This window comes from Lentzea sp. CA-135723 (assembly GCF_050936595.1).
GTDB lineage: Bacteria > Actinomycetota > Actinomycetes > Mycobacteriales > Pseudonocardiaceae > Lentzea.
In genome coordinates, this window is sequence record NZ_JBNJMK010000001.1 from 589,145 (window position 1) to 614,735 (window position 25,591).

28 protein-coding genes are annotated in these 25,591 nt (G+C 72.2%); 14 read left to right on the forward strand and 14 right to left on the reverse strand.

Features of this window, described 5'->3' with window-relative positions:
- Nucleotides 1-175 precede the first annotated feature (175 nt).
- Genes ACQEU1_RS02540 through ACQEU1_RS02550 form a run of 3 tightly spaced genes read left to right on the forward strand, consistent with a single transcriptional unit; the run spans nucleotide 176 to nucleotide 3,419 of the window.
- Complete coding sequence (locus ACQEU1_RS02540) at nucleotides 176-1,240, forward strand: alcohol dehydrogenase catalytic domain-containing protein (protein ID WP_433211277.1); 1,065 nt, start codon at nucleotides 176-178, stop codon at nucleotides 1,238-1,240.
- On the forward strand, nucleotides 1,237-2,958 hold the full coding sequence (locus ACQEU1_RS02545) for a dihydroxyacetone kinase family protein (RefSeq protein WP_433195761.1): 1,722 nt from the start codon (nucleotides 1,237-1,239) through the stop codon (nucleotides 2,956-2,958). Before ACQEU1_RS02540 ends, ACQEU1_RS02545 begins: the two co-directional genes overlap by 4 nt.
- Nucleotides 2,955-3,419: a ribose-5-phosphate isomerase gene (locus ACQEU1_RS02550; RefSeq protein ID WP_433195763.1), complete on the forward strand. Its 465-nt coding sequence runs from the start codon at nucleotides 2,955-2,957 to the stop codon at nucleotides 3,417-3,419. The genes ACQEU1_RS02545 and ACQEU1_RS02550 overlap by 4 nt, the downstream gene beginning before the upstream one ends.
- A 4-nt stretch (nucleotides 3,420-3,423) precedes the next feature.
- Here the strand turns inward: ACQEU1_RS02550 and ACQEU1_RS02555 are convergent, their stop codons facing one another.
- Nucleotides 3,424-4,317: a LysR family transcriptional regulator gene (locus ACQEU1_RS02555; protein ID WP_433195765.1), complete on the reverse strand. Its 894-nt coding sequence runs from the start codon at nucleotides 4,315-4,317 to the stop codon at nucleotides 3,424-3,426.
- 156 nt (nucleotides 4,318-4,473) lie between these two features.
- Here ACQEU1_RS02555 and ACQEU1_RS02560 point away from each other — a divergent pair, with 156 nt between their 5' ends.
- Nucleotides 4,474-5,226 carry an aldo/keto reductase gene (locus ACQEU1_RS02560; RefSeq protein WP_433211280.1) on the forward strand — a complete coding sequence of 251 codons (753 nt, stop codon included), beginning with the start codon at nucleotides 4,474-4,476 and terminating at the stop codon, nucleotides 5,224-5,226.
- On the opposite strand, the gene ACQEU1_RS02565 is transcribed toward ACQEU1_RS02560, so the two are convergent.
- Entirely contained in the window at nucleotides 5,207-6,418 is a 1,212-nt protein-coding gene (locus ACQEU1_RS02565) for an MFS transporter (protein ID WP_433195767.1), read from the reverse strand. The genes ACQEU1_RS02560 and ACQEU1_RS02565 overlap by 20 nt on opposite strands.
- A 105-nt stretch (nucleotides 6,419-6,523) precedes the next feature.
- Between ACQEU1_RS02565 and ACQEU1_RS02570 the strand changes: the two genes are divergently transcribed.
- Nucleotides 6,524-7,684, forward strand: a complete 1,161-nt coding sequence (locus ACQEU1_RS02570) for a DUF6357 family protein (protein WP_433195769.1) — start codon at nucleotides 6,524-6,526, stop codon at nucleotides 7,682-7,684.
- Nucleotides 7,685-7,730: 46 nt separating this feature from the next.
- Here the strand turns inward: ACQEU1_RS02570 and pdxY are convergent, their stop codons facing one another.
- Nucleotides 7,731-8,582 carry a pyridoxal kinase PdxY gene (pdxY, locus tag ACQEU1_RS02575; RefSeq protein ID WP_433195771.1) on the reverse strand — a complete coding sequence of 284 codons (852 nt, stop codon included), beginning with the start codon at nucleotides 8,580-8,582 and terminating at the stop codon, nucleotides 7,731-7,733.
- A gap of 111 nt (nucleotides 8,583-8,693) precedes the next feature.
- On the opposite strand from pdxY, the gene ACQEU1_RS02580 reads away from it, so the two are divergent.
- Complete coding sequence (locus ACQEU1_RS02580) at nucleotides 8,694-9,617, forward strand: CPBP family intramembrane glutamic endopeptidase (protein ID WP_433195773.1); 924 nt, start codon at nucleotides 8,694-8,696, stop codon at nucleotides 9,615-9,617.
- Here the strand turns inward: ACQEU1_RS02580 and ACQEU1_RS02585 are convergent.
- Nucleotides 9,572-9,877 carry a hypothetical protein gene (locus ACQEU1_RS02585; protein ID WP_433195775.1) on the reverse strand — a complete coding sequence of 102 codons (306 nt, stop codon included), beginning with the start codon at nucleotides 9,875-9,877 and terminating at the stop codon, nucleotides 9,572-9,574. The two genes, ACQEU1_RS02580 and ACQEU1_RS02585, sit on opposite strands and share 46 nt — an antisense overlap.
- Nucleotides 9,874-10,134 carry a hypothetical protein gene (locus ACQEU1_RS02590; protein ID WP_433195777.1) on the reverse strand — a complete coding sequence of 87 codons (261 nt, stop codon included), beginning with the start codon at nucleotides 10,132-10,134 and terminating at the stop codon, nucleotides 9,874-9,876. The genes ACQEU1_RS02585 and ACQEU1_RS02590 overlap by 4 nt, the downstream gene beginning before the upstream one ends.
- A gap of 105 nt (nucleotides 10,135-10,239) precedes the next feature.
- Here ACQEU1_RS02590 and ACQEU1_RS02595 point away from each other — a divergent pair, with 105 nt between their 5' ends.
- Together ACQEU1_RS02595 and ACQEU1_RS02600 are read left to right on the forward strand one after the other, a co-directional pair.
- The gene (locus ACQEU1_RS02595; RefSeq protein ID WP_433195779.1) at nucleotides 10,240-11,052 is read left to right on the forward strand and encodes a patatin-like phospholipase family protein; all 813 of its coding nucleotides are present in this window, start codon (nucleotides 10,240-10,242) and stop codon (nucleotides 11,050-11,052) included.
- A gap of 16 nt (nucleotides 11,053-11,068) precedes the next feature.
- Nucleotides 11,069-11,464, forward strand: coding sequence for a MerR family transcriptional regulator (locus ACQEU1_RS02600; protein ID WP_433195781.1), 396 nt, complete (start codon nucleotides 11,069-11,071; stop codon nucleotides 11,462-11,464).
- A gap of 7 nt (nucleotides 11,465-11,471) precedes the next feature.
- Here the strand turns inward: ACQEU1_RS02600 and ACQEU1_RS02605 are convergent, their stop codons facing one another.
- On the reverse strand, nucleotides 11,472-12,398 hold the full coding sequence (locus ACQEU1_RS02605; protein WP_433195783.1) for an NADP-dependent oxidoreductase: 927 nt from the start codon (nucleotides 12,396-12,398) through the stop codon (nucleotides 11,472-11,474).
- 378 nt (nucleotides 12,399-12,776) lie between these two features.
- Between ACQEU1_RS02605 and ACQEU1_RS02610 the strand changes: the two genes are divergently transcribed.
- Nucleotides 12,777-14,429 (forward strand): choice-of-anchor B family protein, encoded by a 1,653-nt coding sequence (locus ACQEU1_RS02610; protein ID WP_433195785.1) that lies wholly within the window; start codon nucleotides 12,777-12,779, stop codon nucleotides 14,427-14,429.
- A 49-nt stretch (nucleotides 14,430-14,478) separates the two neighbouring features.
- On the forward strand, nucleotides 14,479-15,345 hold the full coding sequence (locus tag ACQEU1_RS02615; protein ID WP_433195787.1) for a hypothetical protein: 867 nt from the start codon (nucleotides 14,479-14,481) through the stop codon (nucleotides 15,343-15,345).
- A gap of 21 nt (nucleotides 15,346-15,366) precedes the next feature.
- Here the strand turns inward: ACQEU1_RS02615 and ACQEU1_RS02620 are convergent, their stop codons facing one another.
- Entirely contained in the window at nucleotides 15,367-15,504 is a 138-nt protein-coding gene (locus ACQEU1_RS02620; protein WP_433195789.1) for a catalase-related domain-containing protein, read from the reverse strand.
- A 165-nt stretch (nucleotides 15,505-15,669) separates the two neighbouring features.
- The gene (locus ACQEU1_RS02625; protein ID WP_433211283.1) at nucleotides 15,670-16,308 is read right to left on the reverse strand and encodes a GntR family transcriptional regulator; all 639 of its coding nucleotides are present in this window, start codon (nucleotides 16,306-16,308) and stop codon (nucleotides 15,670-15,672) included.
- Between the two features lie 111 nt (nucleotides 16,309-16,419).
- Between ACQEU1_RS02625 and ACQEU1_RS02630 the strand changes: the two genes are divergently transcribed.
- The gene (locus ACQEU1_RS02630; protein WP_433195791.1) at nucleotides 16,420-16,938 is read left to right on the forward strand and encodes a YbhB/YbcL family Raf kinase inhibitor-like protein; all 519 of its coding nucleotides are present in this window, start codon (nucleotides 16,420-16,422) and stop codon (nucleotides 16,936-16,938) included.
- Here ACQEU1_RS02630 and ACQEU1_RS02635 read toward each other — a convergent pair whose 3' ends face one another.
- The 3 genes from ACQEU1_RS02635 to ACQEU1_RS02645 form a co-directional block, all read right to left on the reverse strand.
- Entirely contained in the window at nucleotides 16,939-18,180 is a 1,242-nt protein-coding gene (locus ACQEU1_RS02635) for an RNA polymerase sigma factor (protein WP_433195793.1), read from the reverse strand.
- Nucleotides 18,177-18,533, reverse strand: coding sequence for a YciI family protein (locus tag ACQEU1_RS02640; RefSeq protein ID WP_433195795.1), 357 nt, complete (start codon nucleotides 18,531-18,533; stop codon nucleotides 18,177-18,179). Before ACQEU1_RS02640 ends, ACQEU1_RS02635 begins: the two co-directional genes overlap by 4 nt.
- Before the next feature lie 67 nt (nucleotides 18,534-18,600).
- Entirely contained in the window at nucleotides 18,601-19,554 is a 954-nt protein-coding gene (locus ACQEU1_RS02645) for a ketopantoate reductase family protein (protein ID WP_433195797.1), read from the reverse strand.
- Nucleotides 19,555-19,640: 86 nt separating this feature from the next.
- Between ACQEU1_RS02645 and ACQEU1_RS02650 the strand changes: the two genes are divergently transcribed.
- Nucleotides 19,641-20,210: a TetR/AcrR family transcriptional regulator gene (locus ACQEU1_RS02650; protein WP_433195799.1), complete on the forward strand. Its 570-nt coding sequence runs from the start codon at nucleotides 19,641-19,643 to the stop codon at nucleotides 20,208-20,210.
- Here ACQEU1_RS02650 and ACQEU1_RS02655 read toward each other — a convergent pair.
- The gene (locus ACQEU1_RS02655; protein ID WP_433195801.1) at nucleotides 20,201-21,781 is read right to left on the reverse strand and encodes a GTP-binding protein; all 1,581 of its coding nucleotides are present in this window, start codon (nucleotides 21,779-21,781) and stop codon (nucleotides 20,201-20,203) included. The two genes, ACQEU1_RS02650 and ACQEU1_RS02655, sit on opposite strands and share 10 nt — an antisense overlap.
- A gap of 229 nt (nucleotides 21,782-22,010) precedes the next feature.
- Here ACQEU1_RS02655 and ACQEU1_RS02660 point away from each other — a divergent pair, with 229 nt between their 5' ends.
- Both ACQEU1_RS02660 and ACQEU1_RS02665 read left to right on the forward strand, forming a co-directional pair.
- Nucleotides 22,011-22,187: a hypothetical protein gene (locus tag ACQEU1_RS02660; RefSeq protein ID WP_433195803.1), complete on the forward strand. Its 177-nt coding sequence runs from the start codon at nucleotides 22,011-22,013 to the stop codon at nucleotides 22,185-22,187.
- Nucleotides 22,188-22,200: 13 nt separating this feature from the next.
- Nucleotides 22,201-23,073: an alpha/beta hydrolase gene (locus ACQEU1_RS02665; protein WP_433195805.1), complete on the forward strand. Its 873-nt coding sequence runs from the start codon at nucleotides 22,201-22,203 to the stop codon at nucleotides 23,071-23,073.
- 2 nt (nucleotides 23,074-23,075) lie between these two features.
- Here the strand turns inward: ACQEU1_RS02665 and ACQEU1_RS02670 are convergent, their stop codons facing one another.
- Nucleotides 23,076-24,140: a tetratricopeptide repeat protein gene (locus ACQEU1_RS02670; protein ID WP_433195807.1), complete on the reverse strand. Its 1,065-nt coding sequence runs from the start codon at nucleotides 24,138-24,140 to the stop codon at nucleotides 23,076-23,078.
- Nucleotides 24,026-25,546, reverse strand: coding sequence for a hypothetical protein (locus ACQEU1_RS02675; RefSeq protein ID WP_433195809.1), 1,521 nt, complete (start codon nucleotides 25,544-25,546; stop codon nucleotides 24,026-24,028). The genes ACQEU1_RS02670 and ACQEU1_RS02675 overlap by 115 nt, the downstream gene beginning before the upstream one ends.
- Nucleotides 25,547-25,591: the final 45 nt, after the last annotated feature.

A 25,591-nucleotide genomic window follows, 5' to 3' on the forward strand; every position in this document is an offset into this window, starting at 1 on the left:
CCCAGGTGGTGCCGGCCCGTGCTGGGCCGGCGCTTTGGCGTGCCCTGAAACAGCCCCTGAACTGCTGTGAACAGATGTTCTGAACATGTGTTGACAGCGGACCGGGTGGCGACCCACTCTGGAGCGGTAGCAACCGCTGAGGAGGTCGCCGGTGTTCTCCGAGATCCCGAACCGCATGCAGGCCGTCGTCGTGCACGGACCGCAGGACTACCGACTGGAGGAGGTCGACGTCCCCTCACCGGGACCGGGCGAGCTCCTGATGAAGGTCGAGGCCGTGGGCATCTGCGCGAGCGACCTGAAGTGCTTCCACGGCGCGCCGAAGTTCTGGGGCGACGAGAACCGCCCCGCCTGGGCGCAGACCGGCATCACGCCCGGCCACGAGTTCGTCGGCACGGTCGTCGCGGGCGAGTCCGCGCACGGCGTCGCGGTCGGTGACCGGGTCGTGTGCGAGCAGATCGTGCCGTGCGAGGAGTGCCGCTACTGCCGGCGCGGCCAGTACTGGATGTGCGGGCCGCACGACATGTTCGGGTTCCGCAACTACAACGGCGCGATGGCCGAGTACCTGCTGATCCCGGCCAAGGCCAGGGTGCACCCGATCTCCAAGGACCTGCCCGCGCACCACGCGGCGTTCGCCGAACCGCTCTCGTGCGCGCTGCACGCCGTGGAACGGGCGTCGATCTCCTTCGACGACGTGGTGGTCGTCGCGGGCTGCGGCCCGATCGGCCTGGGCCTGGTGGCGGGCGCGAAGGCGAAGAACCCGAAGCTGCTGGTCGCGCTGGACCTCGACGACGCCAAGCTGGAACTGGGCCGCCGGTGTGGCGCGGACATCGTCATCAACATCGGCGAGCAGGACGCCGTCGCCGCCGTGAAGGAGCTGACCGGCGGCTACGGCGCCGACGTCTACCTCGAGGGCACCGGCCACCCGTCCGCGGTCGGGCAGGGTCTGAACCTGCTGCGCAAGCTCGGCACGTACGTCGAGTACTCGGTGTTCGGCTCGGACGTCTCGGTCGACTGGTCGATCATCTCCGACGACAAGGAGCTCGACGTGCTCGGCGCGCACCTCGGGCCGCACTGCTGGCCCGCCGCCATCAAGATGCTGGAGGAGGGCAGGCTGCCCGTCGCCGACATCTGCACGCACCAGCTGCCGATGACGGAGTTCCAGAAGGGCCTCGACCTGGTCGCCGACACCGGTGGCAGCTCGATCAAGGTCTCGATCCTGCCGAACGGGGCGAGCGCGTGACCAGGATCTTCGACGACCCCGCCCGCTTCGCCGAGGACCAGCTCGAAGGGTTCCTCGACCTCTACGCCGACCGGCTGCGCGGCGTCCCCGGTGGCGTCGTCGCGCACCGGACCGCACAGCCGCAGGTCGCCGTCGTGATCGGCGGCGGATCGGGGCACTACCCGGCGTTCTGCGGCACGGTCGGGCCTGGCTTCGCCACGGGAGCGGTGGTGGGCAACATCTTCACCTCGCCGTCGGCGTCCCAGGCCGCCTCCGTCGGGCGGGCCGCGGACCAGGGCAGGGGCGTGATCTTCAGCTTCGGCAACTACGCCGGCGACGTGATCAACTTCGGTCTCGCCGCCGACCGGATGCGCGACGAGGGCATCGACACGCGCATCCTGCTCGTCACCGACGACATCGCGTCGTCCCCGGACATCGCGCAACGGCGGGGGATCGCGGGCGACTTCACCGTCTTCAAGGTGCTGGGCGCCGCCGCGGCCGAGGGCCACGACATCGACGTCGTCGAGACGTTCGGCCGCCAGGCCAACGACCACACCCGCACGCTCGGCGTCGCGTTCTCCGGCTGCACGATGCCGGGCGCCGACGAGCCGCTCTTCACCGTGCCGCAAGGACAACTGGGCCTCGGCCTCGGCATCCACGGCGAGCCCGGCATCCGCGACATGGCCACGCTGCCCGCGACCGACCTGGGCAGGATGCTCGTCGACGACCTGCTCGCGGACGCGCCCGACACGTCGTCGCGCCGGGTCGCGGTGATCCTCAACGGCCTCGGCACCACCAAGTACGAGGAACTGTTCCTGCTGTGGCGGATCGTGGCCGCACGCCTGCGCGAGGCCGGGCTCACGATCGTCGCGCCCGAGGTGGGTGAGCTGGTCACGAGCCTCGACATGGGCGGCTGCTCGCTGACGTTGATGTGGCTCAACGACGACCTCGAACGCCTGTGGTGCGCCGACGCCTACACCCCCGGCTACCGCAAGACCGCCGCCCCGTTGCTGCCGCTGGTCAAGCCGAGCGCCGCGGAACGCCAGCTGGTGCCACCGGTGCTCGCCGTGCCGTCCGCGAGCGCGAACTCCGTCGCGCTGGCCGCGACCGTCCGGGCCGTGCTGAAGGTCGCACGGGACACCATCGCCGAGCACGAGCACGAACTGGGCCGCATCGACGCGGTGGCGGGCGACGGCGACCACGGCCGTGGCATGCGCAAGGGCGTGGAAGCCGCCCTCGCCCGAGCGGAGGGCACCGGCCAGGACGCGGGCGCCGGCTGGGTGCTGCGGCAGGCCGGTCAGGCGTGGGCCGACGAGGCGGGCGGCACCTCCGGCGTGCTCTGGGGAGCCGCGCTCGAGTCCGTCGGCCGCGACCTCGACGACTACGGGGCCGCCTTCGGACCGGACGACCTGGCCCGCGCGGTCCGCGAGTTCACCGCCACGATCCACAAGCTGGGCAAGGCGAAGCTCGGCGACAAGACCATGGTCGACGCACTGGTCCCGTTCGGCACCGAGCTGGAGTCGGCGCTGAACACCGGCGTCGCGGCCGCGAAGGCGTGGTCCGTCGCCGCCGCCGTCGCGACCATGGCGGCGGCCGAGACAGCGGAACTGACCCCGCGGATCGGCCGGGCCCGCCCCCTCGCCGAGAAGAGCGTCGGCACCCCGGACGCGGGCGCCACCTCGTTCGCCCTGCTGTGCACCGCGATCGGCGCCCACCTCACCTCGGAGCGGACCGCATGACCCTGCGCATCGTCGTCGGCTCGGACGACGCCGGTTTCGAGTACAAGGAGTCCATCAAGGCCGACCTGGCCTCCGACGCCAGGGTGGGCGAGGTCGTCGACGTCGGCGTGGCGGCGGACGGGCACACCTCGTACCCGCACATCGCCATCGACGCCGCGCGCCTCGTCGCCGAGGGCCGTGCCGACCGCGCGATCCTCATCTGCGGCACGGGACTGGGCGTCGCGATCTCGGCCAACAAGGTCGAGGGCGTGCGCGCCGTGACCGCGCACGACTCGTACTCCGTGGAACGCTCGGTGCTCAGCAACAACGCGCAGGTCCTGTGCATGGGGCAGCGGGTCGTGGGCCTCGAACTGGCGCGACGGCTGGTCGCGGAGTGGCTCGGCTACACGTTCGACCCGAGCACCGGGTCCGCGCGGAAGGTGCAGGCGATCGACGAGTTCGAGCGCCTGAAGCGAGCCTGACTGGTCACTCCACGGCGTCTTGAAGTGCCCGCAACGCCACCCGGAACGCCGGACGGTTCGTGCTGCTGTTGCGCCACAACGCGAAGACGCGTCGGCGCGGTGCGGGCAGTAGCGGCACGAACCGGACGCCCTCGGGCGCCGGGCCGCGGCCGAGCCGGGGGATGATCGCCGCGCCGAGCCCCGCCGCGACCAGTGCGAGCTGAGTGGAGTGCTCCGAGGCCGTGTGCGCGACCTGGCGTTCGATCCCGTTGCGCCGCAACGTGTTCTCCAGCCAGCCGTGGCAGACCTCGTCGCTCGGCCAGCCCACCCAGTCCTCGTCGCGCAGGTCCGGCAGGGCGAGTGCTGCCCGGTCGGCGAACGGGTGCGCGGCGGGCAGCGCCACGTCGAGGACGTCCTCCAGCAGTGCGGTGCTGGAGATCCCGGCAGGCACCGCGAGCGGCTGTTCCGGCCAGTCCTGGACCACGGCGATGTCGACGTCGGCGTGCCGCAGCCGCGCGATAGCGTCGGTGGGTTCCAGTTCCACGAGCCGTGCGGCCAGGCTTGGGTACCGCTGCCGCAGCGCCCGCAGCATCGGCGGCACGAGACCGCGGGCGGCCGTGGCGAACGCGGCCACCGTGAGCGTTCCGGCCACGGCACCACGTTGGTCGGCCAGCTCGGTCTCGACGAGCTCGACCTGCCGCAGCAGCCGTCCCGCGTGCTCGGCGAGCAGGTCACCGGCGTCGGTGAGCCGGATGCCGCGGCCCTGCTTCTCCAGCAGGGGCTGGCCGACCTCGCGTTCCAGCCTGGCCAGCTGCTGCGACACCGCCGACGTCGTCACGTGCAGCGCCTCGGCGGCGCCGCGGACGGATCCGGTCGTGGAGACCGCGTGCAGCGTCCGCAGGCGCTCCAGGTTCAACACATTAGCGATGCTACGCGGTTGCGCGAAGAATGTTTCGATTGTCTTAGAGGCGGCAGGTCGGCAGGGTTGAAGGCACCGAACCCGCACCACCAAGGAGACTCCGTGCACCTCGTCCTCGGCGGCGACCTCCCCGTCCACCGCCTCGGCTTCGGCGCCATGCGCATGCCCGCCGACGACCCGGCCGCCGCCCACTTCCTGGCCCGCCGCGCGGTCGAGCTGGGCGTGACGTTCATCGACACCGCCGACTCCTACGACCTGGGGCGCAACGAGGAGCTGCTGGCCGAGGCGCTGCACCCGTACCCGGATGACATCGTGGTCGCCACGAAGGCGGGCCAGTGCCACCCCGGCGACGACTGGATCCCGCTGGGACGCCCGGAGTACCTGCGCCAGCAGGCCGAGCTGAGCCTGCGCCGGCTGCGCGTCGACCGCATCGACCTGTTCCAGCTGCACCGGGTCGACCCGGCCGTTCCGCTGGCGGACCAGATCGGCGCCCTGCGGCGGCTGCAGGACGAGGGCAAGGTCCGGCACGTGGGGCTGTCGGAGGTGTCCGTCGCGCAGATCACCGAGGCGGCCGGGATCACGCAGATCGTGAGCGTGCAGAACCGCTACAACCTCGAAGACCGGCGCTCCGAGGACGTGCTGGAGCACTGCGAGCGGCACGGCATCGCGTTCCTGCCGTGGCTGCCGATCGCGCCCAGCGTGCGGCCGGGCTCACCGGTCGCCGAGGTGGCGCGGCGGCTCGGTGCCACCCCGGCCCAGGTCGCGCTGGCGTGGCTGCTGCGGCGGTCGGAGGTCGTGCTGCCGATCCCGGGCACGTCGTCGTTGCGCCACCTGGAGGAGAACGCCGGCGCCGTCCACGTCGCACTGTCCGATGAGGACTTCGCGGAGCTCAGAGACCACGTCCGGTAGTGCGGGCCATGACGACGAGGCCGGCGACGGCGACGAGGGCGAACGCGGCCGGGACGAGGAAGACCAGGGGCAGGCCGACCGTGGCGGCCCCGGTGCCTCCGGCCGCGCCGCCCAGCGCGGAGCTCAGCGCGGTCGAGCTGATGAACAGCGCCGACGCGGTGGCGACGGCCGTGGGCAGCAGCCGTTGGGCGACGACGATGCCGAGGGTCGCGAAGACACCCCACACGCCGCCCATGAGGATCTGCCCCGCGAACAGGCCCGCCGCCGTGCCGGTGAAGGCGAAGCAGAGGTTCGCGGCGACCCCGAAGCCCGCGCCGAGCACCATCAGCCGCATCATCCCGGTCCTGCGCGCCAGTACCACGACGAGCGGCATCAGCACGAGCTCGACCAGCGGCTGGATGCCGATGATCGCGCCGCTGAGCCCGGACGGGAAACCCAGTTGGGTCGTCATGTGGATCGGGAGGTAGGCGTACTTGATCGACTCGCCGGCGTAGACCAGCACGTAGAGCCCGATGAACGCCAGCAGCGGCAGCATCGCCCGCACGCCGGGACCGTGCTCTGCGGGCGTGGCGCCGGTGGGGTGAGTGGTGCGCTGGGTGCCGAGCGGAACGATCTGGGCGAGCGTGCAGACCGCCGTCGCGAGGAACACCGCGCGTGGGGACGCGTGGGTGGCCAGCAGCGAACCGGCCACCGGCCCGACGACCCACCCCGCGGTCAGCGCCATCCGGACGACGGCCACCACGCCGTCGTCGCCGGGGCTCGGGTGCCGCTTCAGCTCGTCGTGCACGGCGGCGAAGAGCTGTGACGTGGCGGCGCCCGCGAAGGCGAGGACGACGGCGCTGAGCACGTACGGCTCCCACAACCGCGTCGACCATGCCACCCCGGCCCACCCCAGGAACCCCGCGAGCGCGCACAGCCGGAACAGACCCAGGCGCCGGCCGGTGCGGTCGGACCGCGCGCCGACCAGGTACCCGGCCACCGGCGCGGTGAGGTTGGTGAGGTAGAACAGCCCTGCCGAGGCGAGCGACCCGCCGAGGTCGTTGACCAGGAACGACGCGATCTGCGGCGCGGCGGCGGAGAACCCGAGGCCCGACAGGAACAACGCCAGCGTCGCACCCCGGTACAGCGGCGTCGCCCACGTCAGCCGCAGCGCGGGCGACGACCACCTGCCCGCGGTCCTCCTGGTCGGCACTTGATCAGCTGACCACCTCCGCGGCCTCCTGGGCAACGGGGGAGCGCGATGTCGTGTGGACGGACGCCTAACCTGGGCGGCGACCCCGACCGGTGAGGACGAGTGATGAGGCCGCTGACCTTCAGCGACGACAAGGACAACGAGCAGGACTGGCTGCCGGGCGGTGACCAGTCGGCCGAGGACGCCTTCCTGGACTTCGTCGCCCGGCACCGAGACACCGACAACACGTCGTTCTGCCTGGAGGACACGCCCGCCGAAGAGGCTCTGGTGTTCCTGGTGGACGTCGGCGCGATCTGCCGGGTCAAGGGCTTTCAGGACTCGCACACCGAGTACCGGGTCGTCACGACCAGCGGCGACCACCGCACCCTGGCGGCCGAGTTCGCCGGCGGCGGCTTCACCGCACTCGACCCCCACGGCCCCTGGCTGCCGGACGTCGAGAGCTTCCTGCAGGCCAGAACCGCCCACCTGGACCAACGGGCGACCCCAGCCCCCGCGAAGCAGGACCGCGCCCAGGAGCTCCGCGCGGAGTTCGACAGGTCCGTCCTGCGCCGAACCCACCCGCGCACACTGCGCCACCACCTGGAGGCCCTGACCCGAGCCGAAGGCCGCGAGCCGGTCACCACCTCCGGCGTCACCCACTACAGCTTCGGCACGGGCGACACCGTCAACGCCTGGTTCACGGCCGCCGGCCGAGGCCTCGTGGTGACGTTCGACCGCTCCAGTCCCCTGAACTCCACAGAGGACAGTCGCGCGGCGCTGTACGACGGCGTCCCGGAGGACCTCCTCGCCCTGGCGAGGAACGCGCCGACGCCCACCGTCACGCACCCGGAGGGCGGCAACCTGGCGGCCGCCACCGGCATCTTCACCTTCGCGGGCCCGTGCGCGATGGCGGACGGCCTGGTGACGCGCCTGCAGGAGGACGGCCTGGACATCGAGGCCACGGGAGTGGACCGGCTGCTCGAACGCTTCCTCACGGCGGACGTCACCCCTGCTGTGGACGGGGAGGCCGCGCCACTCGACCAGGAGGCGCTGACCGCGTTCTGCCAGATCTGGGCCGACACCGGCTACAACGACCGCTGGGACACGCACTACGTCCTGTTCGACAGCAACACCGTCGAGGAGGCGGGGCCGGCCCGCGACGACCTCCTGGAGCTGGTCAGCACGCTCGGGCTCGAACGGGTCGACGCGCCGCCGGGGGCGACCAGCGGCGAGGTGTGGGTCCGCACGGACCCGCGCATCGACGCGGAGCTGGGCAACTGGGCGTAGCCGGCGCGGGTGAGCCTGTTCCGCGACCAGGCCCACCCGCACGGGCTCAGCGCACCTGCTCCGCCTTGAACTGCATCCGCGGCGCCGCGTAGAACTCCTGCGCCTGCACCAGCCGCAGCTCCCGCTCACCCGACCGGTAGGTCAGGTCGATCAGGTCGAAGACGCTCGACGCGGTGCGCTCCAGCGCCAGCGCCGCGTCCTTCGTCTGCACGTAGTGGGCCGTGAACAGCGCGGCCGTGACGTCGCCGGACCCGTTCGCCTTGAACGGAAGGTGCGGGGTGCTCACGAGCCACGACCCGGCGGCGTCCACGACGAGCATCTCGATCGTGCCCTCCGCCCGGTCGGGCCGTTCGACGCTCGTGACCAGCACGGTCGACGGGCCCATCGCGCGGGCCAGGTCGGCGGACGCCAGCGTCTCCTCGACGGTCGCCGGCTCGGTGCCGGTGAGGAAGCCCAGCTCGAACTGGTTCGGGGTGATGATGTCGGCCACCGGCACGACCCGGTCGCGCAGCAGCACGGGGATCTCGGGCGCTACGAAGCAGCCGGACTTGGCGTTGCCCATCACCGGGTCGCACGCGTAGAGCGCCGCCGGGTTCGCGGCCTTCACCCTGCGCACCGCGTCGATGATCACGTCGGCGATGCCCGTGCCACCCTGGTAGCCGGACAGCACGGCGTCGACCTGCGGGAACACCCCGCGCTCCTCCACCCCGAGCAGGATCTCGGCCACGTCCGACGGCGGCAGCAGCGGACCGCGCCACGCGCCGTAGCCGGTGTGGTTGGAGAAGTTCACGGTGGGGATGGGGACGACCTCGACCCCGATGCGCTGCAGCGGGAACACGGCGGCGGAGTTGCCGACGTGGCCGTGGGCGACGACCGACTGGATGGACAGAACCTTCATCCGTCCACCCTAGACGGACCACCGGCCGCCGCCGGGGTGGAGCAGGCTCCACCTGGGGAACGCCCCCTGCCTGCACTGACGCGCACAAGATCGATTCCTAGGGTTTCCCCCATGACCTCGACCCCCACCGCGGCAGCCGGGAACCGTTGGCAGGCAACGGTTCAGCGCTTCCCGCTGATCACGTTCTTCACGCTCGCCAACGGCATCAGCTGGCTGGCGTGGCTGCCCTACGTCCTGTCGCTGGACGGGTTCGGCGTGCTGCACTTCCGCTACCCGGACCTGCTGATGGGCAACCAGCTCACGGCGATCCTGCCCGGCGCGTACCTCGGCCCGCTGACCGCCGCGTTCACCGTCACCGACGTCACCGAGGGCAGGGAGGGGCTGCGCCGGTGGCGCAGGCGGCTCTTCCAGTTCCGCGCGGGCGTCGGCTGGTACGCGTTCGCGCTGTTCGCCGTTCCCGTGGCGGTCCTGCTCGGCACGATCGCGGCGACCGACGGCGAAGGCCTCCGCACCCCGTCGCTGATGGTGCTGGCCGTCTACGTGCCGATGCTGGTGCTCCAGTTCTTCACGACCGGCCTGGCGGAGGAGCCGGGCTGGCGCGACTTCGCACTGAGCCGTCTCCAGCAGCGGCACCAGCCCGTGGTCGCGACGCTCGTGCTCGGCGTGCTGTGGATCATCTGGCACCTGCCGCTGTTCCTCACGCCCTGGGCAGGCCCTGACGTCACGCCCGCAACGATCGTCCGCTTCGCCGTCATGGCGATGGAGATGAGCTTCCTGATCACCCTGGTCTACAACAAGGGACGCCAGAGCCTGCCCCTGGTCATGCTGTTGCACTGCTCCATCAACAACTTCCAGTCCGTCGCGTTCTCCGAGTTCTTCCCGGACGCAGGCGAGGAGGCGCTCTGGGGTCCCGCGCTCGGCCTCGGCGTGCTGGCCCTCGTCGTCCTGGCGGTCACGAAGGGACGACTCGGCTACACCGGGACCTCGACTCAGGTGCCCCAGAACGCCCCGGTGAGTCCGGCGCCGCGGAAGTAGGCGGCGGCCGCGACGGGTTCCCGGCGGACGTAGCCGTGGCCGAGGCGGCCGGTGTACCAGTCCGACGCGAGGTTCCAGAGCGTCGTCAGGCCGAACACGGACCCCTTCGGCAGGTTCGCGCGGTCCAGCCAGGTGTCGACGCAGCTCTCGGCGCAGAAGATCAGCTGGTTGCCGCACGCGTGCACGACGTCGTCCCACACCTCGCGACCAGCGCCGGCGCCGCGCCGGGGACCAGGTGGGGGATCGCGAACGAGTCTCACGCGCAGCCGCCCCACCAGAGCGTCGTGGAGCTCTTGACGGAGAACCCGAAGTCGCGGGTGGCGAACGGGTGCGCGAGCACGATCTCACCGTCCACGCCGAGGGCGATGTGCCGGTCGGCGGCCAGGGCGCGGAACGCGTCGGCGGCCGCGTCGCCGGTGATGCCGAGCTCGCGGGCGACGTCCTCGCTGGAGGCCACCCGGCCTTCGCGGGCCGGCTGCCGGTAGAGCCGCAGCCGCAGGGCTTCGAGATCGGTCATGGCGGTGCTCCCCGGTTCCGGCGTCGAGCCGACTCTCTCACGTCCGAACATCGGCGAACAATGCTATGTATGCTGGACTACATAGCATCCTGCGGAGGAGTCGCCATGTCGTTCGAGGAGAACGCGGACACGGCCCTGGTCCTGGGCGGCGGGGGACCGGTCGGAGCCTCGTGGACGTCCGCGCTGCTCACCGGTCTGGTCGCCGCCGGGATCCCGCTGACCGGCTGCGACGTGCTCGGCACGTCCGCGGGGTCGGTGGTCGGCGCCTGGCTGACGATCGAGCCGGACGGCCTGCCGAAGATCCCGGCGCTGATGCGCGAACGCGCCGCGTGGCATGCCCGCAACGCCTCGGCCGGACTGCAGGACACCGGCCTGTTCGAGGCCGCCCTGACCGACCGCGGCACCGGAAAGGCCGGGATGGTGCCGATCTCCGTCGAGCAGGCCGGCGACCTGTGGCGGGGTCTGCTGCCGGGCGGACCGTGGCCCGCGCGCCTGCGGATGGTGTCCGTGCACGCCGCCACGGGCAAGGCACGGGTGTGGTCGGCGGGAGACGGCCTGCCCCTCGCGGCCGGGGTCGCGTGCTCCACCGCGGCACCCGGTGTCGCGCCGCCGGTCCTGGTGCGGGGCGAGGCCTGGCTCGACGGCGGCGTGCGCACCGGCACCAACGCCGGCCTCGTCGACGCGACCGCGGTACGGGTGCTGATCGTCGCCCCGCTGCCGTCCGAGGACCTGGCGCGAGAAGAGGCCCTCCTGGTCGAACGCGGCCACCGCGTCCGCACCGTCGTCGCGACACGCTTCTACGACAAGCCCCTCGACCTGATCGACGCGCGGTTCGTCGACGCCGGCGCGGCGGCGGGCGCGGAGCAGGCACGTGACCTCGCACCGGAACTGGCGGCCTGGTGGGCGCGGCCGGTGTGAGCCGTAGGCTGGTTGCGTGGCCACGAACTCCGACGCCGTGACGATGAAGATCGGCGAACTGGCGCGGCTGACCGGGGTCAGCGCCCGTTCGCTGCGGTACTACGAGCAGCAGGGGCTGCTGCACAGCACGCGGTCGGCCGGCGGGCAACGGCACTACGCGGCCGCGGAGGTCGCGCGGGTCGAGATGATCCGGCGGCTCTTCGACGCCGGGCTGAGCAGCAAGGTGATCGCCCGGCTGCTGCCCTGCGTCGACGTCGGCGGCAGCGAGATCGCGGAGGACGCGTTCACCACGATGCTCGGCGAACGCGACAGGCTGACCGCCGACATCGACCGGCTCGTCGAGGCCAGGTCCGCCCTCGACCAGCTGATCGAGATCAACACGCGCTACCGCCACGAGGCCGGCGCCGCCTGAGCGTTCGTCAGAGGCTCAGGTCGAGGACGACCTTGCCCGTGGCGTGCCCGGACTCGACGAGCGCCAGCGCCTCGTCCGCGCGCGCCAGCGGAAAGGTCTCCGTGATGTGCGGATCCAGCCGCCCGGACGTCATCAGCTCGGCCACGCGTTCGAGGTTCGCCCGGTCGAGACGGCGGCGCACCATCTCGCCACCCAGTTCGGTCACGGACGGGTCCCCGACGGAGACGAGCGCGCCCCCGTCCGCCACCAGCGAGGCGACCGCGCGCAACGACTCCCCGCCCACGTTGTCGGCCACCGCGGCGAACCCACCGGGCGCGAGCGCGCGCAGCCGTTCGGCCACGTCACCACCTGTGTAGTCGACGAAGGCGGCGCCGGTAGCCGCCACGAGCTCCCGCTTGGCGGGCCCCGCCGTGCCGGTCACGACCAGCCCCCGGTCCCGCGCGAGCTGGGCCAGCGCGATCCCCACCCCACCACCGATGCCGTTGACCAGCAACGACGCCCCGGCGGGCAGGTCGAGCTGGTCGAGCACGTCCAGCGCGGTGGTGCCCGCGACGGGAATCGTCGCCGCCCAGACCTCCGGCAACGCGTCCGGAATACGCGCCGTGGACTCCCCGAGCAGCAGCGTCGTCTCCGCGTACGTGCCAGCGCCGGTGAGCGCGAACCCGGTGACCCGGTCGCCGACGACCAGCCCCGTCACGTCGTCCCCGACGGCCAGCACCGTGCCGGCCGCCTCCATCCCGAGGACCTGGGGGAACGGCAGGTGGCCGTTCAACGCGGTGCCGTGCCCGGACCGCAGCTTGTGGTCGAGCGGGTTGACCCCGGCGGCCGCGACGCGCACGAGCACCTCCGAGGGCCCCGGCGTGAGGTCGGGCCGCTCGAAGAACCCCTGCACCTCGACGCCGCCGAACGCCTTGTACCCCAACGCTTTGCTCATGATCGTCCGCTCCTCAGCCGTCAGTTCGGGACGATGCGAAGCTAGTCGATGACACCGGTGTCAGCTTCCACTCGATGTGACGCCCGCCACCGCTGCGGGACGCTCTCGTCCCCGTCGTCCCGCACGACCTTGCCCGCGTTGCGGGGACTGCGCGCAGGTGTCCACTTCGGACCACGTGGTGCTGGGCCGCTCGTGCGACCCGCGCTGCCGTCGAACGCCAGGTCGTGCCCGCCCGCAGCCTTCACACGGTTGTGACACAGACCAGACGAACGACGGTGCACGCCGGGTGGACGGTCGCTCTACCGTCGGTGACTGATCGGAAACCCTGCACCCGTCCGCACCCTGAGCGGCCGGGATTTCCGTGAGGAGCCCAACTTCATGAAGACCCTGCGCCTGGGGGCGCTCGCGGTGCTGACGGCATCGGCGATCGCCCTCACGATGTCGGGCGCCTCGGCGCACGACCCCGACACGCCAGAGGGACAGGCGGCGGCCAGAACGTTCATGGCCGACTTCCAGCCCGCCGAACGGCACGCCGTCACGAACACCGCGGCCGGTGTGCCGTGCGTCGACGGCAAGGCCGACATCTACCCGTGCAAGAACGTCGACCTGCTCAGCGTCCTGCCGCTGGCGCAGATGGGCGGCGGCAACGGCAACGACGTCTGGGGCTGGACCGACCCGTCCTCCGGCAAGGAGTACGCGATCGTCGGCCGCACCAACGGCACCGCGTTCGTGGACGTCAGCACGCCGACCGCGCCGAGGTTCCTCGGCAACCTGCCGTCCAACGGCGGCAGCAGCTCGTGGCGTGACATGAAGGTCTACAAGGACCACGCGTTCATCGTCGCGGACTTCATCACCGGCCACGGCATGCAGGTGTTCGACCTGACCCGGCTGCGCACGGTCACCTCGCCGCAGACGTTCACCGCCGACACCCTCTACAAGGACTTCGGCCCTGCGCACAACATCGCCATCAACGAGGAGACCGGGTACGCCTACGCGATCGGGTCCAACACGTGCAGCGGCGGCCCGCACATGGTCGACATCCGCACGCCCAAGCAGCCGAAGAACGCGGGCTGCGTCGCGCAGGACGGCTACACGCACGACAACCAGTGCGTGGTCTACCGCGGCCCCGACGCGACCTACCGCGGCCGGGAGATCTGCTTCAACTCCAACGAGGACACGCTGACGATCGTCGACGTGACCGACAAGGCCAACCCGGTGCAGATCGCGCGCAAGGGCTACTCCGGCGCGCAGTACTCGCACCAGGGCTGGCTGACCGAGGACCAGCGCTACTTCCTGCTCGACGACGAGCTCGACGAGTCGCGCGGCACCGACAAGCGCACCAAGACCTACATCTGGGACCTCGCCTCGCTCGCGAACCCGGTGCACACCGGCGTCTACAACTCGCCGGCCAGCGCGATCGACCACAACCAGTACATCAGGGGCAAGTACTCCTACCAGGCCAACTACCAGGCCGGGCTGCGCGTCCTCGACGTGTCCGGGGTGGCCTCCGCCCAGCTGACCGAGGCCGGGTTCTTCGACATCTACCCGGCCGCGAACGAGGCGAAGTTCAACGGCGCCTGGAGCAACTACCCGTACTTCGCGAGCGGCATCGTCCTGGTCAACGGCATCGAACAGGGCCTCGTCGTGGTCAAGCCGAACCTCGGCACCACCGAACCACCGCCCGCCGGCAGGAAGTTCGAGAACACCGCCGACGTGCAGATCCCGGACGCCGGCGCGGCCGTCACGTCCCCGGTCACCGTCTCCGGTGTCACCGGGAAGGCGCCGTCGGCGTTGAAGGTGAACGTCGACATCAAGCACACCTACCGCGGTGACCTGGTCATCGACCTCGTCGCGCCGGACGGCACGGCGTTCCGGCTCAAGCCGTCGGGCAACGACTCGGCCGACAACGTGATCACCACCTACACCGTCGACGCCTCGGCGCGGACCGCGGACGGCACCTGGCAGCTCAAGGTCCAGGACGTCGCCAGGGCCGACACGGGCTACGTCGACGCGTGGAGCCTGCAGTTCTGACCCACCCGGGGTGCCCCTTCACCGGGGCACCCCGTCCCAGGAGCCGATCATGCGCAGACTGAGCGTCACCGACTGGATCTTCGCGCTGGTGGCCGTCCTGGTCGTGGCGGGCGGGGGAGTGGTGCTGTTCCGTTCCACCCCCGCGACCGTCCACCACCAGCAGGCGGCGGCCGTCGTGCCCGCGAGCCACAGCGACGGACTGTCCGAAGTGGAGGGTGGCTACCGCTTCGAACGCGTCGTCGTGCCGGACGCGCGCGGAACCGCGGTCCCCGTGGCGTTCCGGATCCTCGGCGGCGACGGCAAGCCGGTGACCCGGTTCCTGGACAACCAGACCAAGCAGCTGCACTTCTTCGTCGTCCGCGACGACATGTTCGTCTTCCGGCACGTGCACCCGGTGCTCGACGGCGACACCTGGCGCACCTCGGTCGACCTCCCGGACGGCGGTGCCTACCGCATGTTCGCCGAGTTCATCCCGTTGGACACCAAGGATCCTCGCCACCCCGTGGTGCTGGGCGTCCCGTTCAGCCTCGCCGGCGACACGGCACTCGCGCCGGTACCCGCCCCGGACGCCCGCACGGTCACCGCGACCGGCTACACCGTGACCAGGGTCGACGAACCCGCGACCCTCCCGCTGCTGAGCGAGCGGTCGATCAGACTGGCTGTCCGCACCCCGGACGGCACGCCGGTCGACCGGCTCGAACCGCACCTGGGTGCCAACGGGCACATGACCGGGTTCCACACGATGTTGTTGTCCGCCACGCACATGCACCCGGTGGAACCGGCCGGCGCGCCCCTGATCGACGGCGAGCTGACGTTCCGCTCGGTGTTCGCCGAACGTGGCGAGTACCGGCTGTTCCTGGAGTTCTCCCACGGCGGCAAGCTGCACACGGCCGCGCTCACCGTCGCGGTGGCCTGACCGGCCCGCGGCCGCGAGGACTCACAGCGCGCCGTTGGCCTCGCACGCCTTGCGGACACCCTCGCCGTAGGCCGGATCGGCCTGGGCGCAGTGGGCGATGTGCCGTTCGACCGTCTCCCGCCGCGCGCCCTTGATGGCCCGCGCGGTGTTGTCGAACAACGCCTGGCGTAAGAGGGCTGTTCGGCCCAGCGGCCGCGCTCCTGGGGCGGCAGGGCCCGCCGCCCCAGGTCTCCTCGCCGGCGAGGCCGGGGACGAGGACGAGCTGCGGCGACTTGCGGAGCTGAACCGGGGCGCCGCCGTTCTCCCCGCGGCCGCCGCGAGTGATCACGGGCGGGGGAGCAGGCCGGTCGCGGTCTGGCCGAGGTGCCAGAGCAACGCCGTGGCCGCGGCGTCCGCGTCCCTGGCGAGCGCGGCCTCCTCCAGGGCGCGGTGCTCGGCTACGTGGTCGCGCTCCGCGTTGCGGCTCGCCGACCAGCGGCGGGCCAGTTCGCTCGCGGTCCACAGCCGGTCGAAGGTGTCCAGCAGGGACGCGTTGCCGCAGCCTTCCAACAGGGTGCGGTGGAAGATCCGGTGCGCCTCCGCCCACTCTTCGCTGTAGTGCTCGTCGGAGTCGCCGGCGAACGCGGGGGTGCGGGCCAGCCGGTGGTGCGCCGCGCGGACGCGCGCCTCCCAGTCGAGGTCGCCCCGCTCGATCGACAGGCGCAGCACGGCCGGTTCGACGGTCATCCTGGCCTCCGCGATCTCCTGCCAGCGGCGGTCGGAGTGGGCGGGGACGGCGAAGCCGCGGTTCGGCAGCCGGTCGGCCAGGCCCTCGCCGACCAGGCGGACGAGCGCCTCGCGCACGACGGCGAGGCTCACGCCCTGGTCCTTGGCGAGGTCCTGCGGTTTCAGCGCGTCGCCGGGGGCGTGGACGCCGCGCATGATCGCGTTCCGGAGGTGCGCGTACACCTGCTCCGAGAGCATGGGCTTGGCCGGGTGGGTCACAGGGGTCAGCGTAGACGATGCCGCAGATAATCGATTATCTGTGTTATCGTCGATCCTGTCATCCCGTTCGTCCTGAAGGAGCCAGCGCACATGAGTGCCAACGACCCGTTCGCCCGCCTTCCCGAGGTGGCGACCTTCGCCGTGTCCAGCACCTCGGTCCTCGACGGTGCCGAGTGGGCACCCGAGCAGCTCGGCGGCAAGGACGTCTCGCCGCAGCTGTCCTGGAGCGGTGCGCCCGAGGGCACCAAGAGCTACGCCGTCACCGTGTACGACCCGGACGCGCCCACCGGGTCGGGCTTCTGGCACTGGGCTGTCGCCGGCATTCCCGCCGGCTGCACCGCGCTGCCGGAGGGAGCGGGCGACCCCGCCGGCACCGGACTGCCGGAAGGCGCTTTCCAGCTGCCCAACGACGCCCGCCTCCCGCACTACATCGGCGCGGCCCCGCCGGCGGGGCACGGGCGGCACCGGTACTTCGTCGTGGTGCACGCGCTCGACGTCGAGACCCCCGGCGTGCCCGCCGACGCGACCCCGGCGTTGCTCGGCTTCGTCATGAGCTCGCACGTCCTCGGCCGCGCGGTCCTGGTCGCCACGGCGGAAACGCAGAGCTGATCACAGTTCGCGGGAGACCTCGGCGAGCCGGTCGCCGAGGAACGCGCGTTCGGCCTCGTTGTCGGTGAGGGTCAACGCCTCCTCGTAGGCCGTCACGGCCTGCGGCCACAGCCGAAGCCGGCGCAGGAAGTCGGCGCGTGCGGCGCTGAGGTAGCCGTAGGTGGCGAGGGCCGGATCGGCCAGCAACGGGGTCAGCGCGTCGAGGCCGGCCCGGGGCCCGTCGCGCTCGCCGACCGCGACGGCGCGGTTGAGCTCGACCACCGGGGACGGCCACAGCCGGTGGAGGACGTCGTAGAGACGCACGATCTCGTCCCAGTCGGTGCCGGCCCAGGTCGGCGCCTCCGCGTGCAGGGCGGCGATCGCGGCCTGCACGGCGTACCGGGTCGGCGGCCGGCGCAGCAGGGCCTCGGTCAGCAGCGGTTGGCCCTCGGCGATGAGGTTCCTGTCCCAGCGCGAACGGTCCTGTTCGGACAGCAGCACCAGACGTCCGTCAGCGCCCGTCCTGGTTTCCTGGCGGGCCGCGTTGAGCAGCAGCAGCGCCAGCAGGGCGGTGATCTCCGCGTTGGCCGGCATCAGCAGGTGCAGCAGGCGGGCCAGCCGGATCGCGCCGCCGGTCAGGTCACGGCGCACCAGGTCGGCGCCGAACGGCGCGGTGTGCCCGGTGGTGAAGATCAGGTGGACGACCTCGAGGACGGCGCTGACCCGTTCTCCGAGGTCGTCCGGGCCCGGCACCCGGTAGGGGATGCGGGCCGCGGCGATCTTCTTCTTGGCCCTGGTGATGCGGGCCGCCATGGTGGCGGGCGGCACCAGGAACGCCCGCGCCACCTCCGGTGTGGACAGTCCGCAGACCAGCCGCAACGTCAGCGCCACCTGGGCGTCCGTCGACAGCGCGGGGTGGGTGCAGGTGAAGATGAGCCGGAGCCGGTCGTCGTCCAAGGCTTCTTCCGGCCCGTGCGCGACCTCGTCCGCGACCAGCAGGGGCATCCTGCGGCGGAACACCGAGTCCCGGCGCAGGACGTCGAGGGCACGGTTGCGGGCCGAGGTGGTCAGCCAGGCGCCCGGCCGTTCCGGGACGCCCCGCTCGCCCCACGTCTCCAACGCCTGCGCGTACGCGTCCTGCGCGCACTCCTCGGCCAGGTCGAGGTCGCGGGTCAGCTGGGCCGTGGTGGCGAGCACCTGCGCCCAGTCGCGGCGGTGGGCCTCTGCCACCGCCGCGACGACCTCGTCGCTCGGGTCACTCACCCGCGCTCGACCACGGGACGGATCTCCAGGCCGCTGTGCGTGTAGTTCAGCTCGGGCAGCAACCTCGCGAGCTCCAGCACCTCGTCCAGGTCCGCCGCTTCGAGCAGGTAGTAGCCGCCCAGCCCTTCCTTGGTCTCCAGGAACGGGCCGTCGGTGATGGTGATCCGCCCCGCCTCGTCCGCGCGCAGCGACGTGGCCGTGGGCGCGTTCTCGAGCTGCCGGCCGTCCAGGAACCGGGCGCCGGCCTTGGCCACGAACGCCGCGTGGCCGGAGTTGTGCGCCTGCCACTGCTGTTCGGTCATCGACTCCCACTGCTCGGCGTCGCCGTAGATGAGGATCATGTACTTCGCCACGTCGTCAGCCTCTCGGTACGGGCCCCTCAGCAGGTGGCCTTCACCGTAACGACGGGCGAGGCGGGCGTCAGATCGACAGCGGGGCGAAACTGGGTTCCGCCGCCTCCAGCCGCGGCACGGCCACGCCCAGCCGCCTGGCCTCCGCCAGCGTGTCGCGGCAGACCTCCCGCGGCTCGGCGGCGCCGGGGTCGTCGTGCGCCTCCAGGCTCAACCGGGCCAGCGCGACATGGCTGACGGCCCACGCCAACCCGGTCGCCACCAGCCACGCGGGGAGGCGGTACCGCAGCGTGGAAGCCCGGTGGCGCCTCAGGTCCACGCCGCGAGCCTCGACCAGCGGCAGGAGCTCGCGGCCGACGAGCATCGCCTCGCGGAGCGCGTCCCGCCTGCCGACCAGGTCGGCCAGCGACCCCAGCCTCAGCCCCTGGACGAACATGCCGGCGTCGGACACGAAGTGGATCCACAGCCAGCCGCGGAGGTCGGGGTGTTCGCGCGGCCGGAAGCCCGCGTCGCGGAACACCTGGCGCACGGCCAGTTCGCGCTGCGTCGGAGGCCGGCCCGTGGTCCCGAAGATCGGCCTGGGCAGGATCGCCCCGCGCAGCACGCCGTCGCGGAAGCCGCCGCCCGCCTGGGGAAAGCCCCACGCGACCCGGTCGAGGGGCAGCGGAGCGACCGCCACCTCCAGGTCCGCCCAGACGTTGCCGAAGACGAGCACCGTGGCGTTGCCCAGGCGCGGGGCGAGGAAGGCCGCCGCCTCCGCCAGCCGGTGGTGGGACACGCTCAGCACGATCAGGTCGAAGTCGTGGTCGGCGGGCAGTTCTTCGCGCAGTCGCACGGGCCACCGCTCGACGACGCGCGTGCCCGTCGGCCGCCGCCGGGCGTCGATCAGGTCGAGGTCCACCGCGTCCCCGTACGTCGCCGCACGGCCAGGCCGGACGTAGAACTCGACCTCGTGGCCCGCTCGCTGCAGGGTCCAGCCGTACACCGTCGCGATCACGCCGCGCCCGAACAGGAGGATCTTCACGCCGCACCCCTGAGGTAAGCTAAATGGAGGTTGTCTCCATTTCGACGATATGGAGATGACCTCCACTTGTCAACGGGAGGTACCGCGTGACCACCGCGAAGCCGTTGCGGGCCGACGCCCAGCGCAAACGGGCGGCGCTGCTCGCGAAGGCCAGGGAGACGTTCGACGCCGGCACGTTCTTCGACCTGCGCTTCGACGACTTCGCGGGCCTGGCCGGGGTGGGCGTCGGGACGCTGTACCGGCACTTCCCGACGCGGGAGGCGCTGGCCGAGGCGGTCTACCACGAGGAGGTGGACGCGCTGTGCGGCCGCGCCCGCGAACTCGGGGACGCGCTGCCCGCCGCGGCCGCCCTCGCCTCGTTCGTGCGCGGCTACGTCGACTACCTGGACGCCCACAGCGGCCTCGCGCGGACGCTCGCCACGCTGATGACGACGCGCTCGGACACCTTGGCCGAGGGCAGCCAGGCGCTGGAGCGCGCCGTTCTCGACCTGGTGGAGGCCGCCGTGCGGGACGGCGGCATCCGTCAGGACGCGGACGGCGGTGCCGTGATGATGGCGCTGCACGGCATCGGCGCGGCGCACGACCGCCCGAACTGGCGATCCGAGGCGGACGGCCTCGTCACGCTGCTGCTCGACGGCCTGAGCCCTCAGCCGTAGTGGTCGAACTCGCTCTCCAGCACGCCTTCGCCGTGGGTCAGTGACGGCAGTTTTCGGTGCAGCTCAGCGACTTTCGCGGCCGGTACGTGTCCTTCGAGGACGGTCGCGGTGGTCGTGAGCGGGACAGCCCCGGCCTTGCCCAGCGCGACGAGCACCGCGCTGAGCGCGTCCTCGGGCACCTCCAGCCGGAAGCGGTGCACCGGTTCGCACGTCAGCGTCCCCGCCCTGCTCACCGCCTCGCGCAGCACGATCGGCGCGAGGGCGCGGAAGTCGCCGGCCACGCTCACCGGCGACGAGTAGCCGGAGTGGGTCATCGTGACCGCGCATCCGATGACGCGATCCGCGCGCAACGTGTCGCGCACGCTCTCCTCCACGGCCCGGAAGAACGCGAGTGGCAACGACCCCAGCTCCACCTCCAGCCGGAACTCCTCCCGCCCCGGCTCCACCCGGAACCCGACGGTGGCCGCGTACGGGTTCGCGCCGAGGAACCGCACCGCCTCGCCCACACCGCGAAGCCGGTGCACGCGGATCGGCCGGGTCTCGCGGAACGTCACGGCGACGCCGTGCTCCAGGGCGAGCGTCGCCTCGATGACCTCCCGCTGCACCTCGCCGTACAACGACACCACGATGTCGTCGCCGTCGAGCCGCAGGTCGATCAACGGATCCTGCTCGGCGAGCCGGTGCAGCGCGGTGTGCAGCGCCGCCCGATCCGGTGACTCCACCACGGTTTCCAGGGTGGGTGGCGAGAACTGGCGGACGCGGTCGTGCCGGGCGATCCCGATCGTGTCGCCGATGCGGGCGTCGAGCCCCCAGAGCTTCACGATCTGCCCCGCTCTGGCGACGTTCGCGCGCACCGCCGAGGCACCCTCGAACACCGCGATCGAGGTGACCTTCCCTTCGCCGTCGCCGATCCGCACGCGGTCGCGCACCCGCACGGTCCCCGAGAACAGCCGCGCGAACGAGATCCTCTCGCCGGCCGCCCCTCGCTCGACCTTGAACACCTTGCCGGACAACGGGCCGTCGGGGGAGACGGTCACCGCCAACGACCTCGCGACGCCGTCCATCAGCTCGCGCACCCCGTCACCGGTGATGGCCGACCCGAAGTAGATCGGCGCGTCGGACCGGAGCTTGACGGCCACCTCCCGGGCGACGCGCTCCCCGTCGGCACCGCGGCGGTCCATCTTGTTCACGAAGACGACGGCCGGAATCCCCAGGCGCTGCAACGCGCGCATGAGCACGCGGGTCTGCGCCTGCACACCCTCCACGGCGGACACCACGAGCACGGCGCCGTCGAGCACGTCGAGCACCCGCTCGACCTCGGCGATGAAGTCGGGGTGGCCGGGCGTGTCGAGGAGGTTGACCGCGACGCCGCCGACCGTGAAGGAGGCGACGGCGGACTTGATCGTGATGCCGCGCTGCCGTTCGAGCGCGAGCGAGTCGGTCTGCGTGTTGCCGGCGTCCACGCTGCCGGGCGCGTCGATGACACCGGCGTGGTGGAGCAGTCGTTCGGTCAGGCTCGTCTTACCGGCGTCGACGTGAGCCAGAACTCCGAGGTTCAAGGTGCGCGACAAGCGTCATGTCCTCTAGATAGGCGATGAATACCTTCTGGGTGAACACGAACGCCTCGCGCATCGGCCTCTCCTCGCTGTGACGACTGGTCGTGGGCAGTGGAGCAGGCACCGGCGCACGACGCAATCGAAATTCCACGGCGACCGGTGGATCTTCGAGGGTTGATGATCGTCCTTTGTGGGCATCCGGGTGCACCGCGAAGACGCGGGCCGCACAGAAAGCCGGACTCCCTTGCAGATTCAGCACACCCCGAACCCCGTTCCCGCCCTGCCGCCGCACGGCCTGTTCAGCCACCTGACCGAGGAACAGGTCAGGACGAGCGGCACCTCGCCCCACGAGGTCTCCTGGTCGAACGCCGGCCTGTTCCGCGAAGCCCGTGGCGCGACCGATCCGGTGAGCCCGCGGTGACGAACCACCCCGTGTGAGGCTCAACGACCGGATCACCGCCGCGGCGATGCACGCCACCGCCCGGTGGACCGTGCGCTACGGCGAGCCGCTCCGGTTCGCGGGGTCGGACCTGCCCCGGCCTCGGGTGGTCCGGGTGCCCACCCGGCACGGCCGCGTCCGCGTGCACGTGTACCGCCCACACGCCGATCCGGTGCCCGGCGCCGCGCACGTCCACTTCCACGGCGGAGCGTTCCTGATGCGCTACCCGTTCATGGACGACTGGTGGTGCCGCTACCTCGTCGCGACGACCGGCGTTCCGGTGCTGAACGTGGACTTCCGCGCCGCGCCGTACGTCGCGTACCCCGTCGCCCACCACCAGTGCCACGACGTGGCCGCGTGGGCGGCCGCGGGAGGCGGGGACCTCCGGCTGCACGCGGACCGGATCTCGGTCGGCGGGTTCTCCTCCGGTGGCAACCTGGCGGCGTCGGTCAGCCTGCAGGCCCGCGACGGTGGACGCTGGCTGCCCGCGGTGCAGGTGCTCGGGATCCCTGCGCTGGACTTCCACGACGAGGCCGGCCTCGACGAGCCCGGCATGATCACGCCGGAGCTGCGCCGGCTGGTGCGCAGGGCCTACTTCCCGGACCCCGCCACCCGGCGGGAGCCCTGGGCCTCTCCCTTGCTGGCACCGGATCTGTCCGGGTTGCCGCCCGCGGTGGTGCTCACCGCCGAACGCGACGTGCTCCGCCACGACGGCCGGCGCTACGCGGCACGTCTGCGCGAGGCCGGCGTCCAGGTGCTGCACGACGAGACGCCCGGCGCCGACCACTACTTCCTCACCGAGAACCCGGTCCGGGCTCGCAGGACCATGGCCCTGGTCGCCGAGGCCGTCCGCGCCGCCGTGTCCTGAACCTATGGCGCCGCCAGCAAGGCCCGGAGCGCATCGGCTTCGGGCATCGCCAGCTCGGTGTACAGCTCCACCGCCTGCGCGTAGTGCTCACGCGAGCCGAGCGCGCGGCCGAGTGCCGCGTGGGCCCGTGCCTGCTGTTCGACGGAGCTGAGCTCGGTGGCCAGCGCCAGGGCCTCGGTGAGCAGGGCGACGTCGTCGGTGACCTCTCCCAGCCCGTTGAGCACGTAGAGCTCGCCGGTTCGGTCGCCCAGTTCCCGGAACATCGCGAGCGCCCGGCCGTACTCCTGCGTCGCCCGGTCGCGCTGACCCCACCGGGAGAACAGCAGGCCGAAGCCCTGCACGCACCACGCCTCGGCATCGGCGTCGCCGCGCTGCCGGTAGATGTCCAGGGTCCTGGTGAAGTGGTCGAGCGCCGACTCGTAGCGGCCCAGCTCGATCTCCACCGAGGCGAGGCCGTCGGTCGCCCAGGCCTCGCCGTCCACGTCGCCCAGGTCGGCGTACAGGCGCTGCGCCCGTTCGAGGTGGTGCGCGGCCTCCGTGTTGAGGCCCAGCCGTTCCTCCACCGCGCCCAGGTTGACCAGGGTGTGGGCCTCCACGGCCCGGTCGCCGGTGGCCTGGTTCAGCTCCAGTGCCCGGTGGTAGTGCTCGGCGGCCTCGCGCAACCGGCCGAGCCTGGTGCCGGTGACGCCGAGCAGGACCAGCGTGCGGATCTCGGCGTCGCGGTCGTCGGTGCCGCGCAGCAGGTCCGCGGCCTCCTCCAGGACGGGCACGGCGTCCTCCGGCCTGCCCAGTTCGAGCAGGGCGGCGGTGACGTCGTGCAGTGTCCTGGCGATCAGGACCGGGTCGCCGAGCGTGCGCGCGGCGGCCAGAGCCCCGGTGCTCATCGTCAGCGCGGCGCTCCAGTGGTCGCGGTTGAGGTAGCGGAACACCGTCAGCGACAGCTGCACCGCGTTCAGCGGTTCACCGGCCTCGACGGACGTGACCAGCGCCGGGCGTTCCGCCTCCAGCCACGCCAGGGCCGCGTCCGGGCCGGCGAGCTCCGGCGTCGCGGTCTTGGCGGCCGCCACCCGCGGCCGGCGGTGGGAGTCCGCGGGGTAGCGGACGTCCATGGCCAGCGACGCGGTGGCCAGCAGGTAGCCGGCCAGACCGGCGCGGGCCGCCTGCCGCACCGAGGGCGGGTCCTCGTCGGACGCGCGTTCGGCCGCGAACTCGCGCACCAGGTCGTGGAACGAGTACCGCCCGGACGCGCACTGGAGGAGGTGGTCGCGCCGCAGGCCGTCCAGGTGGCGGCGGGTGTCGTCGAGGTCCTGGCCGTCAGCGCGGCGGCGCCGTACTCGTCGAACTCGCCGGTCGGGTGCAGCGCGACCAGGCGCAGGACCCGGCGCCGGTCCTCCGGCAGCCGCTGGTAGGAGGCGTCCAGCGCGAGCTGGACCCCGTCGTCGAGCCGCTGCCGCTGGTGCCGGTCGTCGAGGCGGTCCGCGTGGTCGGTGAGCGTCCAGCCCTCGACCGCGCGGACGTGCCCGACGATGAGGGTGAGCGCGAGCGGCAGGAAACCGCACCGTTCGGCGATGCGGGACAACGCCTTCGGGTCGTTGCCCAGGGCCAGGTCGCCGACCGCGCGCTCCAGGAACGCGACCGCCTCGGCGGCCGTGAAGACGGCCAGCTCCAGATGCGTGACGGCGGGCAGGCCGGTCAGGCTGCGGCGGCTCGTGATGATCGCGACGCTGCCCGGCGCAGCGGGCAGCAGAGGCCGCACCTGCTCCTCGTCGGCGGCGTTGTCCAGCACGACCAGCACACCCGCCGCCCGTTCGCGGTAGGCGGCGACCAGCGACGGCAGGTCGTGGGGAACCTCGGTGCCGGGCACGCCGAGCAGCCGCAGGAACCCGTCCAGCACCGCGCCCGGCGCCGCGGGCGGTTGTTTCCGGTCGAACCCGCGCAGGTCCACGAACAGCACGCGCGGATGCGTGCCGGCGAGCCGGGCCGCCGCGCGGAGCGCCAGCTGCGTCTTGCCGACGCCGGCCATGCCTTCGAGCGCGGAGATCACGACCGACCCGCCCTCCTCGCACAGCCGCGCCAGCTCGGTCTCCCTGCCGACGAAACCCGGTTCGCCGCCCGGCAGCCGGTCGTGGACCCGCACCTGGGCGGCCATCACGACCTCGCCGGCCACCACGCGCAACGCCTGCCGCCACTGGGCCGCGTAGCCCTGGTCGGGGTGCAGCGCCCGCACGATCGCGATCACCAGGTCGGCGTTGAGCCGCTTGCGCCCCGACCGGAAGCAGTCGACGACCGTCGTCTTGCGTGCCAGCTCGGCCTCCGGACGGCCCTCGCGTGCCCACTCGGCGTTGATGGCCGCGGTGATCCGCTCGTAGGAGGGCCCGCCCGCCCACACCTTCAGCAACCGCAACCGCTCCACCAGGTCGTCGAGCGTCAGCGCCTGCCCGGGATCAGGCAGGGGAGCGGGTGCGGGGCACATGGCCGTTCACGCTAGCGGCGCAGCGGGGTGCGGCGTTCGGATTCG